The organism is Thiomonas sp. TH-17 (genome assembly GCF_057473305.1).
Genome location: NZ_JBYCKI010000178.1, coordinates 1 through 13,251, shown reverse-complemented (window position 1 = coordinate 13,251; position 13,251 = coordinate 1). Strand labels below are relative to the sequence as shown.

General features: G+C 63.8%; 14 protein-coding genes, 2 tRNA genes and 1 pseudogene. 9 read left to right on the top strand and 8 right to left on the bottom strand.

From position 1 onward, the window contains the following. Positions 1 to 196 precede the first annotated feature (196 nt). From AC2VLV_RS10870 to AC2VLV_RS10855, 4 genes are read right to left on the bottom strand one after another with little or no spacing between them, the layout of a single operon-like run. Positions 197 to 826: a DUF2202 domain-containing protein gene (locus AC2VLV_RS10870; RefSeq protein WP_486990000.1), complete on the bottom strand. Its 630-nt coding sequence runs from the start codon at positions 824 to 826 to the stop codon at positions 197 to 199. 57 nt (positions 827 to 883) lie between these two features. Further along, positions 884 to 1,573: a DUF2202 domain-containing protein gene (locus AC2VLV_RS10865; RefSeq protein WP_486989999.1), complete on the bottom strand. Its 690-nt coding sequence runs from the start codon at positions 1,571 to 1,573 to the stop codon at positions 884 to 886. Between the two features lie 18 nt (positions 1,574 to 1,591). Beyond that, positions 1,592 to 1,906, bottom strand: coding sequence for a hypothetical protein (locus tag AC2VLV_RS10860; protein WP_486989998.1), 315 nt, complete (start codon positions 1,904 to 1,906; stop codon positions 1,592 to 1,594). Positions 1,907 to 1,936: 30 nt separating this feature from the next. Then, positions 1,937 to 2,419, bottom strand: a complete 483-nt coding sequence (locus AC2VLV_RS10855; protein WP_486989997.1) for a hypothetical protein — start codon at positions 2,417 to 2,419, stop codon at positions 1,937 to 1,939. Positions 2,420 to 2,542: 123 nt separating this feature from the next. Here AC2VLV_RS10855 and AC2VLV_RS10850 point away from each other — a divergent pair, with 123 nt between their 5' ends. After that, entirely contained in the window at positions 2,543 to 3,280 is a 738-nt protein-coding gene (locus AC2VLV_RS10850; RefSeq protein ID WP_486989996.1) for a response regulator, read from the top strand. A 29-nt stretch (positions 3,281 to 3,309) separates the two neighbouring features. Beyond that, a complete protein-coding gene (locus AC2VLV_RS10845) occupies positions 3,310 to 4,680 on the top strand; it encodes an ATP-binding protein (RefSeq protein WP_486989995.1) in 1,371 nt (456 codons plus the stop codon). Here the strand turns inward: AC2VLV_RS10845 and AC2VLV_RS10840 are convergent. Then, the gene (locus AC2VLV_RS10840; protein ID WP_486989994.1) at positions 4,672 to 4,806 is read right to left on the bottom strand and encodes a hypothetical protein; all 135 of its coding nucleotides are present in this window, start codon (positions 4,804 to 4,806) and stop codon (positions 4,672 to 4,674) included. The two genes, AC2VLV_RS10845 and AC2VLV_RS10840, sit on opposite strands and share 9 nt — an antisense overlap. Before the next feature lie 100 nt (positions 4,807 to 4,906). Here AC2VLV_RS10840 and pgsA point away from each other — a divergent pair, with 100 nt between their 5' ends. The 7 genes from pgsA to AC2VLV_RS10805 all read left to right on the top strand — a co-directional run bounded on the left by pgsA (position 4,907) and on the right by AC2VLV_RS10805 (position 10,306). After that, positions 4,907 to 5,485, top strand: coding sequence for a CDP-diacylglycerol--glycerol-3-phosphate 3-phosphatidyltransferase (gene pgsA, locus AC2VLV_RS10835; protein ID WP_486989993.1), 579 nt, complete (start codon positions 4,907 to 4,909; stop codon positions 5,483 to 5,485). Continuing rightward, entirely contained in the window at positions 5,482 to 6,384 is a 903-nt protein-coding gene (locus AC2VLV_RS10830; protein ID WP_486989992.1) for a DMT family transporter, read from the top strand. The genes pgsA and AC2VLV_RS10830 overlap by 4 nt, the downstream gene beginning before the upstream one ends. Positions 6,385 to 6,404: 20 nt before the next feature. Then, the gene (locus AC2VLV_RS10825; protein WP_486989991.1) at positions 6,405 to 7,508 is read left to right on the top strand and encodes a tartrate dehydrogenase; all 1,104 of its coding nucleotides are present in this window, start codon (positions 6,405 to 6,407) and stop codon (positions 7,506 to 7,508) included. A 183-nt stretch (positions 7,509 to 7,691) separates the two neighbouring features. Continuing rightward, positions 7,692 to 7,964 carry an HU family DNA-binding protein gene (locus AC2VLV_RS10820; protein WP_055451531.1) on the top strand — a complete coding sequence of 91 codons (273 nt, stop codon included), beginning with the start codon at positions 7,692 to 7,694 and terminating at the stop codon, positions 7,962 to 7,964. Positions 7,965 to 8,039: 75 nt separating this feature from the next. Further along, a tRNA-Val gene (locus AC2VLV_RS10815) sits at positions 8,040 to 8,115 on the top strand. A gap of 129 nt (positions 8,116 to 8,244) precedes the next feature. Next, on the top strand, positions 8,245 to 10,167 hold the full coding sequence (locus AC2VLV_RS10810) for a SurA N-terminal domain-containing protein (RefSeq protein ID WP_486989990.1): 1,923 nt from the start codon (positions 8,245 to 8,247) through the stop codon (positions 10,165 to 10,167). Positions 10,168 to 10,230: 63 nt separating this feature from the next. Beyond that, a tRNA-His gene (locus AC2VLV_RS10805) sits at positions 10,231 to 10,306 on the top strand. Between the two features lie 52 nt (positions 10,307 to 10,358). On the opposite strand, the gene AC2VLV_RS10800 is transcribed toward AC2VLV_RS10805, so the two are convergent. The 3 genes and pseudogenes from AC2VLV_RS10800 to AC2VLV_RS10790 all read right to left on the bottom strand — a co-directional run. Then, entirely contained in the window at positions 10,359 to 11,549 is a 1,191-nt protein-coding gene (locus AC2VLV_RS10800) for an acetate/propionate family kinase (protein ID WP_486989989.1), read from the bottom strand. 12 nt (positions 11,550 to 11,561) lie between these two features. Next, positions 11,562 to 13,004, bottom strand: coding sequence for a bifunctional enoyl-CoA hydratase/phosphate acetyltransferase (locus AC2VLV_RS10795; protein ID WP_486989988.1), 1,443 nt, complete (start codon positions 13,002 to 13,004; stop codon positions 11,562 to 11,564). A gap of 37 nt (positions 13,005 to 13,041) precedes the next feature. Next, positions 13,042 to 13,251: pseudogene (locus tag AC2VLV_RS10790) on the bottom strand (poly-beta-hydroxybutyrate polymerase); the annotation flags it as partial.

Genomic DNA, 13,251 nt, shown 5'->3' with positions numbered 1-13,251 from the left:
TTGCGCAGCCAGTTCGATGACGGATTCGACCGTAGCCTCGCGGCGTTCTTCGGCAGGTAGATGCGTGGGACGAGTATTCAATTTGAGCGCAGAGTTATAGTAAGTAAGTGAATACTAACATCGCGCATCGCAGAAAAGCACACGCAGGTCGAAGCGGATGACGCCCGGTGTGCTTGGTCGGGGAAGGCGACGCGGGTCAGACGCGGCCGGTCTCTTTCGGGCTGTTGATGATGGCGTCAAACTCCGCTTGCGAGATGTACTGCGGCGTGTAGCTCACGCCTGCCGCTGTCAACTTCGAGACGAAGGAGCGCAGATGATTGCGCGATCCCTTCAGCAGATTCATGTAAACCAGCTTGACGTCTGGGTTGTCGGTCTGCGCGATGCGCTCGTTGAGGTCTTTGATGTCCAGATCCTCGATGGCGGCGCCGACCTGCAGCGCCGCACTCAGCGAGGTCTGCCCCTGGCTCATCAAGGCGTTGAACATTGTTTGCAGCTCGGGATCGACGAACACCCCCGTGCCGGTATGCGAGGCGGGGTCGGGCAATTTATAACGGGCGATCAGAGTGGCCACCGCGTCCATGTGCTGCTGCTCGCTGGCCGCGATGTTGTTGAAAATGGGCTGCCCCCACTGGGTGTAGAGCAGTTGATAGACATCGCGCGCGAGTTTTTCTTCTTCACGCATGAACACGATGCTGGCGGCTTCAGTGTTGTCGAGCGTGCGGGTGCTGTCGCCGCCGCTGCGGCCATTGCCAGCAAAGGCCGCAGTGACCATCAGCGCGCCGCCCAGGACGAGCATGGCTTTGGAAAAATAGGTGGAGGTTTTCATCGGTTCGAAGTCTCTGGTGTATGGCGATCAAATGGGTGGCGGCCAAATGGGTGGCGATCAAATCGCGCCGGTTTCGGTCGGGCTGTTGACGATGGCGTCAAACTCGGTCTGCGTGATGTACTGCGGCGTGTAGGTGACGCCTTGCTTGGTCAGTTGCGAGATGAAAGCGCGCATGTGGTTGCGCGAGCCTCTCATCAACTCGCCGAAAACCAGCGCAATATCGGCGTTGTCGGTGGCTGCGATGCGCTCTTCCAAATCCTTGATGTCCAGGTCTTCAATGGTGGCGCCTACGGTAAGGGCGCCAATCAGCGAAGTCTGGCCCTGAGCCATCAGGGTGTTGAACAATTGTTGCAGTTCCGGATCGGAGAACACCCCGGTCGCGGCATTGGCTGCGGGGTCGGGCAGGTTGTAGCGCGCCAGCAGCAGGGCTACGGCGTCCATGTGCTGCTGCTCGCTGGCCGCAATATTGTTGAACACCTTCTGTCCCCACTGGGTGTAGAGCAGTTGATAGACATCGCGCGCGAGTTTTTCTTCTTCGCGCATGAACACCAGTGCACTGGCTTCGGTGGTTGAAAGATCAGATGGGGGCAGGGTGTCGAGCTGCGTGCTGAGCGCGGCGATGGCCGTGGCGGATGTCGCGTCGGTGCTCGCTGGCGTTGCTGCGACGGTGGCATCACCGCCGCCGCAGCCGGAGAGAGCCAGCACCGCAGCGCCGAGGGTGGTGTTGAGAAAAGTTCGGCGTTGCATGTTTGGGTTCTCCGAGGGTCAGTTCGTCGTGGTGACGGGGGCGGCAGGGGCCGGTTGCAGGGACGGGTCCTGGATGCGCTGCTGGTCACGCTGCTGCAGCTTCTGGCCCTGACCAGCGCCCTGCGCCGTGCCGCCGTTCTGGTTCATGTTGCGATGCTGGTACTGGTGTTGTTGCATCTGGCCGGTTCCGGCGCCCGCTGCGGCTCCGGCGCCCATGCCCCCGCCTCCCATACCGCCACCCATGCCGCCTCCCATGCCTGCGGCAAAAACGGAACCTGCAGCCCCCATGGCCACGGCAGCGGCCAGAACACGAAGAGAAGTGCGTTGTTTCATGATGAACTCCTTGAAGTTGAAAAACGTGAATCAGCGTCGACCACGCCCACTGCCTTGTCCGCCCGCATGAGCCCCGCCACCGGCTCCGGCGCCGCCACCCGCAGCAGCGCCAGCCGCTGCGGGTCTTGCGGCAGAGCCGACGGCCAGCCCGGCCATGGCCGCCGCACGCTCCATACGACGCTCATAGCCCGTGCCGAAAGGTGCCTCGTGTCCACGCGGTGCTTGCAGGGCCGACAAACCCGTTTGTGAACCGGCAACCGGGTTGTGCAGCGGGCTGTGCAGCGATTTGCCCGCCTGGGCCGCAGCACCGGCTTCGGCCTGCCGGGCTTGGTCAGCTGCAACCTCGCGTGTGGCATCGAACAGGGCTCCTGCGCTCAAAGGCTTCTGCTGCGCCTGAGCCGCACCCAAACCCGCGAGGCTCAGACCGAGACAGACGGTCAGGCGGAGGCAAGAATGAGCGAAAGCGTGCATGGCGGTATGGACAAGGCAGTGGTTGTGGTCGATGGGTGACATGTTTCGATGGCGAGGTTGCGTCTGGATGTCCTGCATGAGGCGTTGTATTCCCCTGCGTATCACTTTGTTTCATTCCATGTCGGCAGACGCCGCGCGTCCCTGGGACGTCCTAGACTTCGGGCCATGAATTCACCCGCTCCCAGTCAGCGCATTCTGGTGGTCGATGACGACCCGGAATTGCGCGCCATGCTGCGTGATTACCTCACGGGCAATGGCTTTGTGGTCGATCTGGCTGCGCACGGCGACGCCATGCGCGCCTGTCTGGCGCAGCAAATGCCGCACGCCGTCATCCTCGATTTGATGCTGCCCGGAGAGGACGGGCTGACGCTGGCGCGTGAATTGCGGCGCAGCAGCGATCTGCCCATCCTCATGCTTTCGGCGCGCGGCGAAGAGATTGACCGGGTGATCGGGCTGGAGGTCGGAGCCGATGACTATCTGCCCAAACCTTTCAGCCCCCGCGAGCTGCTGGCCCGTCTGCGCGCCTTGTTGCGCCGGGCGCAGCCGATCTCTGTGGGGGAGTTGCCGCCTGCGTCCAAACCGGCGGATGAGGGAGTGCGGTTCGGCCCCTTCATGCTCGATGGCGCGGCGTTTCGCCTGCTGCGTGACGGGCAGGATGTGGGATTGAGCGTTGCCGAGTTCACCTTGTTGCAGGCCATGGCCGCGCATCCCAACCGCGTGCTCAGCCGCGATCAACTCATCGACTGGCTCAAAGGCTATGAGCGCGACGCCTTTGATCGCAGTATCGACGTGCGCGTCGCCCGCCTGCGTCGCAAGATTGAAGACGATCCGGCCCACCCCGTTTACGTTCGCACCATTCGGGGGCAGGGTTACCTGTTCAATCCCTCAGGCGCGGGCGCCTGACCCGGCTTCAGACGACCCGACCACCGTTCATGCAGCCCACTGCAAGTCTGAGCGAAGCCGGACAGCACAGGCACACGCTGCGGCAGCAGACCTTGCGGGCCATGCTGGTGCTGGTGTTGATCCTGGAGCTGGCTTTTGCCGGGGTCGCGCTCCTGTTCGTGCTCAAACCCATGGCGCAGCGCTCGGCGCACGATCTCGCCGGCCTCATGGTGCTCTCCGCGCAAACCTGGGCAGAGCTGCCCCCGCAAACCCGCCCGGCGTTTCAACAGGAGTTGCACAACCGCTACCGCCTCAGCCTGCTACCCGGCATGCAGCCTCCTGCCGACGACGGCATGACGCACGGGCTTTACATCGGCTACGTCGAACAGTCTCTGCAGCAACGCATCGGGCATGCGGTGTATTTCCGTCGGCAGACCGACGCGCAGGGCCACGTCTGGCTGTGGACCAGCATTCCCGCAGGCGGGCGCGACATCGGCGTGGGGTTCGACAACAGTCGCATCCAGACGCAACCCGTCCGAGCCCTGTTGATCGGCCTCGCCCTGACCTTGCCGCTGTCGTTTCTGCTGGCCTTGTGGTGGGCGCGGCGCATTACACGGCCATTGGTATCCATGGAGCAGGCCGCCGCCGGGCTGGCGCGCGGCGATACCCCGCAGCGTTTGTCGCAGTCGGGGCCGCGTGAAATCGCCAATCTTGCGACGCATTTCAATCAGATGGCCGAGCGTATCGACGCTTTGCTGCAGGCGCGCACGACCTTGCTTGTGGGTGTGTCGCACGATCTGCGCTCGCCCCTGGCGCGCATCCGTCTGGCGCTGGAATTGCAACGCATGGCGCCGACTCCCGAACGGCTCGACCAGATCGAGCGCGATGTTTTGGCGATGGACCGGCTGATCGGCGAGGTGCTTCAACTCGCGCGCGGCCTGCAAGCGCAAGCTGCAGAAGATCTCGTCTTGAAGCCCTGGTTATATGAGCGACTGCAGACGCACGATGAATGGGCGACGTCACGCGGCGCAACCCTCAGCGTGCAATGCCCGGACGATCTGCGCGCGTGGGTGGATGCCGCCGCATTGCAGCGCGTGGTCGACAATTTTCTGATCAACGCGGTGCACTACGCTGCAGGCCCCATCACCTTGCAGGCGGGGCCAGGCAGTTCACCCGGCCGGGTGCGTATCGCCGTGCTTGACCGCGGCCCCGGCATTCCCGCCGATCAGCTCGACGCGATGTTTGCGCCCTTCACCCGGCTCGATTCCGCCCGCACACCGGGGCAAGGCTCCGGCCTGGGCTTGGCCATTGCAAGGCAATTGGCGCAGCAGCACGGCTGGGAAGTTGGACTGCAGCAGCGTGACGGCGGGGGGCTGATCGCCTGGGCGGAGGCGCCGGTGTCTCCCATCCCTTCAGTCTGAAGGGGGCGTGGCGGTGCGTTTGCGACGCCGAACCCGCCACAGCGTCCAGATGACCAGCGCGATCGCAATACCGCCGTAGATGTAGAGCAGAAGATCGACATGGGCGGCGAACCAGTTGGAGTTCATGAAGTAGGTTTCCTGTCGCGGCAAGGGTGAGTCAGGGCATTCACCCTATCATGCCGTTCATCGACGCAGCTATTTTCCGATCTCCGTAGTCTCCACTTCCATGTCTTTGCGTGCGCTCAATCTGCCGACGCTGCTCACCTGGGCGCGCGTGGCGGCCATTCCGCTGGTCGTCGGAGTGTATTTTCTGCCAACCGACTGGATGACGCTGCCCGAGCGTAACCTCACCGCGACCATTCTGTTCATTCTCAGCGCCATCACCGACTGGCTCGACGGCTATCTGGCGCGCAAATGGAACCAGACCTCGGCATTCGGCGCCTTTCTCGACCCGGTGGCCGACAAGCTGATGGTCTCTGCGGCCCTGCTCATTCTGCTGCAGCTCGGGCGCGTCGATGCCCTGGTGACGCTCATCATCATCGGCCGTGAAATCGCCATCTCCGCGCTGCGCGAGTGGATGGCGCAGATTGGTCAGTCGCGTCGGGTGGCGGTGAGCTATGTCGGCAAGGTCAAGACGGCGGTGCAGATGGTGGCCATACCCTTTCTGCTGTATGGCGGAACTCTGTTCGGCGCGGTGGATACGGTGCTGATCGGCCAGTGGCTGATCTGGGCGGCGGCGGTGCTCACGCTCTGGTCCATGCAGTATTACTTCCGCATTGCTCTGGCGGGGATGAAATTGACGTGAGCGCCTCACCCGTTGGCACGCCTGCCGTGCTGCGTCGTGTCATGCCCTGGGTGTTCGTGCTGATCTGGAGCACCGGCTTCATCGTCGCCCGCTATGGCATGCCCTACGCCCCGCCGCTGAAATTTCTCAGCCTGCGCTATGCCTTTTCGCTTTTGGTGCTGTTGCCGCTGGCCGCATGGCTGCGCACGACGTGGCCGCGCGGCGGCAGACAATGGCTGCATCTCGCCGTAGTGGGCGCCTTGTTGCAGGCGGGCTATCTGGGCGGGGTATGGGCGGCGGTCAAGCAGGGCATTCCGGCCGGCACGGTGGCGTTGATCGTGGGCCTGCAGCCGTTGCTCACGGCGGTGCTGGTCTCGGCCGGAGGCCAGCGCATTCATGCTCGCCAATGGCTGGGTCTGCTGCTGGGCTTTGGCGGATTGGCGCTGGTAGTCCTGCATAAGCTCGACGGCGGAGAACTGAGCGCCCACAACCTGCTGCTGTCACTGCTCGCACTGTGCAGCATCACTGCCGGAACGCTGTGGCAAAAGCGCTTTGTTCGTCCGACCTCGGTCTGGGGCGCATTGAGCATTCAACTTCTGGCGGCCATGATCATCAGTGCGCCGTTTGCCCTGCTGGAGACGGAGCCTGTGGTGTGGAACGGGCAGCTCATCGGGGCCCTGGCCTGGTCGGTGCTGGCGCTGACGGTCGGGGCAGGGGCCTTGCTCTATCTGCTCATTCAGCGCGGCGCGGCGGTGCAGGTGACCAGTCTGATCTACTGGGTGCCGCCCGTCACCGCCTTGATGGGCTGGGCCTTGTTCCACGAAACGCTCGGCCCGACGACCTGGGTGGGCATGGCGCTGGTGGCGGCCGGTGTCATCGCCGTGACCCGTAGGCCGACGACGGTGTTGATTCAGCGTTGAACCAACTTTCAGGAGTTCCCATGAATGCAAGCCCATCGGCTTCGCCTCTGCGCATCGCCGTTCTGGCCGGTGACGGCATCGGGCAAGAGGTTGTGCCCGAAGGCCTGCGGGTGCTCGACGCGGCGGCCCGCCGTTTTGGCATCGCCCTGCAACTCGATCATTTCGACTTCGCCTCATGCGACTATTACCAGCGCCACGGCGCGATGCTGCCCGCGAACTGGAAGGAGCAGATCGGCGGCCATGACGCGATTTTGTTTGGCGCCGTCGGCTGGCCGCAGACCGTGCCCGATCACGTCTCGCTGTGGGGATCGTTGCTGCAATTCCGGCGTGAGTTCGATCAGTACGTCAATCTGCGTCCGGCAAAGTTGATGCCCGGCGTGCATGCGCCGCTGATCAAGCGAGACGGCAGCGCCTACGCGCCGGGCGAGATCGACATGCTGATCGTGCGCGAAAACACCGAGGGCGAATACTCCAGCATCGGCGGGCGCATGTTCGCCGGCACCGAGCGCGAAGTGGTCATCCAGGAAACCGTGATGAGCCGCATCGGCGTGGACCGCGTGCTGCGCTACGCCTTCGAGCTGGCAAGCAGCCGCCCGCGCAAACACCTCACCTCCGCCACCAAATCCAACGGCATTTCCATCACCATGCCCTACTGGGACGAGCGGGTGCAGGCGATGTCTGTCGACTATCCCGATGTGATGCGCGATCAGTTTCACATCGACATACTCACCGCGCATTTCGTGCAACGCCCTCACACGTTTGATGTGGTGGTGGCCAGCAATCTGTTCGGCGACATCCTCTCCGATCTCGGGCCCGCGTGCTGCGGCACCATCGGCATTGCGCCCTCGGCCAACCTCAATCCGGAGCGGCGTTTTCCCTCATTGTTCGAGCCGGTGCATGGCTCCGCCCCAGACATCGCTGGAAAAGGCATTGCCAATCCCATCGCCCAAATCTGGAGCGCGGCGCTGTTGCTTGATTTCCTGGGGCACCGCGATGCGCACGACGCCATATTGCACGCCATAGAAGTCGTGCTGGCCCCCCAGAGCGGCGCACCGCGCACTCCCGATCTTGGCGGAACCGCAACCACGGCCGATCTGGGCCGGGCGGTGGCTGAATGCATTTGACTCATGGCTAGAATACGCGGTCTTGCGCAGGCAACACGACCGATGACACGCCGCATTGACACGAGCGAATGCCCCCGGCTCTAATCGCTTGATGACCGCCGCGTCCGTGCAGGGCGCAGTTTTTTGGCGCAGGGCGGGGCTTTGCGCTTTATCCAGACCGATCCAGACTGAAGAGGGACACAAGTGAACAAGGCAGAACTGATTGAACACATGGCCAAGAACGCCGATCTCAACAAAGCTCAAGCAGGCCGCGCGCTTGACGCTCTGGTCGATGCCGTGCGCCGCACCTTGAAAAAGGGCGACAGCGTGTCGCTGATCGGCTTCGGCACCTTCGCCGTGACCAAGCGCGCTGCGCGCACAGGCCGTAATCCCCGCACCGGCGCCGCCATCAAGATCAAGGCCGCCAAGATTCCTAAGTTCCGCCCGGGCAAGGGTCTCAAAGACGCCATCAAGTAACTCGCATCAAGTAACTCGTTCAGGTAGCAGCGCGGTGCGTTCCCAACGCGGCGGCTGCCACTCCAGGCGATAACCGGGTGCTTAGCTCAGTTGGTAGAGCGGCGCCCTTACAAGGCGTAGGTCGGGGGTTCGAACCCCTCAGCACCCACCAACGGTTATTGCATAGTCCGAATTCATTCTGATTGCGCGGTTGCCTCGTCGCACTTTCCAGCGGCCTTGAACGACCGCAAACAATGTGGGCAAGCTCCCGCATTGCACCCCTCTCCAAGCCAGCGCCACCATGCTCGAATCCATACGCAAACACAGCAAGCTGATGCAAATCGTGCTGTTCGTGTTGATCTTTCCGTCTTTCGTGCTGTTTGGAATTCAGGGCTACTCCAGCTTTGAGGGCAGTGCTGATGCGGCGGCGAAGGTGGGCGGCCAGACCATCAGCATGCAGCAGCTCGACGCCGCCAACCGCGACGAGATCGCGCGCCTGCAAAGCATGCTCGGCAGCGCGGTGGACATCAAGCAGCTTGACACGCCCGAGCAGAAGCTGCGCACTCTCGATGGCATGATTCGCCAGACCTTGCTGCAACTCGAAGCCCGGCGTGAACATCTCGAAGTGACCGACGCCCAGGTGCAACAGGCCATTCTGCAGATTCCGCAAATTGCCGCGTTGCGCAAGCCCGATGGCAGTTTCGATGTGCAGGCCTATCGCAGCCTGATCGCCGCACAGGGGATGAATACCTCGCAATTCGAAGCGCAGGTGCGCGAGCAGCTCATCCTGCAACAGGTGCTCGGTGGCCTGGCCGGATCGGTGATCGACAGCCAGGCCCTGGCCACAGCCGCCGCCAAAGCTGCTGCGCAACAGCGCGAAGTGCGTCTGGCCCTGTTCAAGCCGGCAGACTACACGGCACAGGTGCAAGTGAGCCCGCAAGAGGTCGAGACCTTCTACAAGAACAACACATCCCGGTTCCAGAAACCCGAGTCGGCCGACATTCAGTACGTTGTTCTGAGTGCCGCTGAAATGGCCGCTGGCATCAAGATCTCCGCCGAGCAGGTCAAGTCGTTTTACGACGCCAATCTGTCCAAGTTTTCGACACCCGCCGAACGCCGCGCCAGCCACATCCTGATCGCGGTTCCTACCGATGCCACAGCGGCGCAACAAGAACAAGCCAAGGCCCGCGCCGAGGCCATCGCCAAGCAGGTGAAGGCCAACCCCGCTGAATTTGCCGCGCTGGCGCGCAAGGATTCGCAAGATCCGGGCTCGGCCGAGAAGGGCGGCGATCTGGGCTATTTCACTGCCGATGCGATGGTCAAGCCCTTTGCCGATACGGTGTTCGGCATGCAGAAAATCGGCGAAATCGTCGGGCCGATCAAGACCCAGTTCGGCTATCACATCATCGAGCTCACCGGTATCAAGCCGGGCGTCCAGCAGCCCTTCGATGCCGTCAAGGCCAGCATCGAAAAACAGCTGCAGCAGGAAGCTGCGCAGAAGCAGATGTCGGCCGACGTGGAAACCTTCACCAATGCGGTGTTCGAGCATCCGGACAGCTTTCAGACCGTCGAAGACAAGCTGCATCTGAAGGTGCAATCCGCCAGTAACGTCATCCGCACGCCGCAGCCCGCAGCGCCAGATGCGGTCAGTCCGCTGTCGAGCAAAGCGTTCCTCGATGCGCTGTTTGCCGAAAACAGTCTGCGCAACAAACACAATCTGCAGGCCATCCAGATTGCTCCCAACGTCTGGGCTTCCGCCCGTGTGCTTTCGTACAGCCCGGCGCAGACCCTGCCTTTGGCGCAAGTGCAGCCCCAGGCGCGGCAGATGTTGGTCGATCAGAAGGCGGTCGAACTTGCTCGCAAAGCGGGCGAGCAGGCGCTGAAATCGCCCGCCACGATCACTTTCGGCGCGCCGCAGAACGTCAACCTGACCCAGCCAACCCCCGGTGTTTCGCCGCTTATCGTTTCAAAGGCATTCGGGCTGAGCGCCAGCAAGTTGCCCGCCACCGCCGGTGTTGATCTCGGCGCGCAAGGCTATGCCGTGCTGCAGCTCGACAAGGTGATCGAAGGCCAAGCGCCCGCACAACTGATCAGCGCAGCCGCCAACGCCGAGCAACAAGCGCTCACCCAGGGTGTGATGAACGCCTACATCGAAGCCTTGAAGAAGCGTTTTGGTGTGGAAATTCTCTACAAACCCAAGGCGGAACCCGCAGCCGCCGGCTGATTGCCGTGACTGCAGGCCTTCGAAAAGGCCAAGACTTTCGTATAGAATGTTCGTTTCTCTGCGGTGGCTGTAGCTCAGTTGGTAGAGTCCAGGATTGTGATTCCTGTCGTCGTGGGTTCGAGTCCCATCAGCCACCCCACAGCATCAAATACAAAGCCCAACCCCTTCGGTTGGGCTTTGTGCTTTTTGGCTCACGCCAGCAGCGCTGCGGTTTGTAGGGCCATGACGCCTTCTTCGTCGGTGGGCAGGGCGAAGGCGGGGATGGGGCTGTCGCCGTGGGTGATGCAGGTCTGGCCTGCCGCGTTGGACAAGGGGTCGAGGCGCAGGCCCAGCCATGAAAGGGCGTTGCAGACTTCTTGCCGCACGCGGGCGCTGTGGGTGCCGATGCCACCGGTGAAAACCAGGGCGTCGAGGCCGCCGATGTCTGCGGCGAGTGCGCCGATGTGATGGGCCACGCTGGCGGTGAACAGGGCGATGGCTTCCTGCGCGACTACATCGGGGCTGGCTTCGAGAGTGCGCATGTCGCCACTCAGGCCAGAAACGCCTTTGAGTCCGCTGTCGTGGTAGAGCATGGCGGTGATTCTCTGCGGGTCAAGGTGCTCTTCGGTGATCCAGTGCAGCACCAGGCCGGGGTCGAGGGCGCCGCAGCGGGTGGACATGACCAGGCCGTCGAGTGCGGTGAACCCCATGGTTGTGCTCACGCTGCGCAGACCCCGCAGACCGCACAGGCTGGAGCCGCCGCCCAGATGCGCCACGATGACGGCGCCTTGCGCGCGCTCGCCCAGCAGCGGCGGCAGCTTGTGGGCGATGGCGTCATACGACAGACCATGAAATCCGTAGCGTTTGAAGCCTTTGTCGTGCCAGTCGCGCGGGATGGCGTAGCGGCGGGCGAGATCGGTCTGCGTGGCGTGAAACGCGGTGTCGAAGCAGGCGATTTGTGGCACATCGGGCAGGCGGGCGGTGGCGGCGTCCACCCCGGCGAGCCCTGGCCCTTGATGCAGCGGTGCGAGGCTGCGCAGGGCGTCGAGTGCGGCGCGCACGGGCGGTGTGATGCGCTGGGCCGATGTGAAGGTGGTGCCGCCGTGCACGATGCGGTGGGCGACGGCGGCGATGGGGCCGCAGCCCGACGGGGTGATGAGGGTGTCGAGCAGGGTGTCCACCTCGGCGGCAATGTCGCCGCGCGGATCGCCTGAAGCGGTGCGGTGGGTCTGGCCTTGCACGTCGGTCCAGCGCAGGGTGGCCTGGCCGTCGTGGCTGTCGATCTCGCCGCTGAGTAGGGTGGACGCTGGCAGGTGCGGGCCGCGGCAGTCGTCGAGTTTGAACAGGGCGAATTTCAGGCTGGCTGAGCCAGTGTTGAGGCAGAGCAGGGTGGGCGTGGGCATGGCGGGCTCTCGTTATGCGTGAACGGTTGCGTCGGCGCCATCGATCAGGCCCGTGGTCTTGAGCAGGGCCTGACGTTGCAGCACGGCCAGGGCGCAGGAGGCGAGCCGGGCTTCCACGCCATCGGCCCGGCTGGTGAGGATGATGGGCACGCGGGTGCCGATGACCAGCCCGGCGATGGTCGCTCCGCCGAGGTATTCGAGCTGCTTGGCCAGCATATTGCCCGACTCCAGATCGGGCGTGAGCAGGATGTCGGCCAGACCCGCAACCGGCGAGTGGATGCCCTTGGTCTTGGCGGCGGCCAGCGACAGCGCGTTGTCGAAGGCCAGCGGCCCGTCGAGAATGGCGCCAGTAATCTGCCCGCGGTCGGCCATTTTGCACAGCGCGGCGGCGTGCAGCGTGGCGGCCATATTGGCATTGACGGTCTCCACCGCGGCGAGGATGGCCATGCGCGGCGTTTCGACGCCCAGCGCCTGCGCCAGTTCGATGGCGTTTTGCGCGATGTCGCGCTTGGTGTCGAGGTCCGGGGCGATGTTGATGGCCGCGTCGGTGATGAACAGCAGCCGGTCAGCCGCCGGGGCGTCGATGACGAACACATGGCTGGCGCGGCGGCCGGTGCGCAGGCCGGTCTGGGCGTCGAAGGCGGCGTGCATCAACTCGTCGGTGTGCAGTGCGCCTTTCATCAGCGCGCCGACCTTGCCGCTACGCGCCAGTTCGACCGCCAGCGCGGCAGCGGCGTGGCTGTGCTCGGTGGACATGAGTTGCCAGGGCGAGAGGTCAATGCCCGCGGCCTCTGACGCCGCGCGGATGCGGGCTTCCGGGCCGATCCACACGGGTTCGATCAACCCAGCCTGGGCGGCGTCGATCGCGCCCTGGATGGAGACTGCGTTCACCGGATGCACCACGGCCACGCGCATGGGTTTGAGACCCTTGCAGCCCTCGCGTGCTTTGCTCACCAGCGCGAGCAGACGCTGGCCCGGATCGACCAGATGCAGTTGCGGCAGATGGGTGCGCGGGCGGCAGATTTTTTGCGTGGGCGCCTGCACCAGCGCCTGTCCGGAGGCGATAGTTTCGCCGCGCTGGTTGACCACTTGGCAGTCGAAGCGGATGTGGTGGCGCTCGGACATTTTTTCGCGCGCCGTCACCGAGGCGGTCACGGTGTCGCCCAGCATCACCGGGTGGTCAAACGACAGCGACTGATCGACGTAAACCGTGCCGGGCCCCGGCAGTTCGGTGCCGAGCAGGTTGGACAGCAGCATGCCGCTCCACATGCCGTGCGCCACGACCTCGTGAAACGGCGTGCTGCGGGCAAATTCCTCATCGACGTGCGAGGGGTTGGCGTCGCCCGACATCACGGCAAAGGTGGAAATGTCGGCCTGGGTGAGGGTGCGCTGCAGGGTGGCGGAGTCGCCCAGGGAGATTTCGTCGAAGGTGCGGTTGCAGATCGTGTCGGTCATGAGAAGAGTCTCGTGAAGAAGGTCTTGCGAAGAGGGTTCAGCGCTGCAGCACATACTCGCCGGGCGCTTCCGCCAGCGGGGGATAGTCCACACTGCCGCAGGCGGGCGGCGCGACCTGTTGCGCGCTGCCTTTGGCGACCAGCCATTGCTCCCAGCGCGGCCACCAGGAGCCTTCTTCGGCCTGCGCCAGTTGCACCCAGTGCGCCGGGTCGGTGTAGGGGCGGCCGCCGGGGTGCAGCGCCCAGCG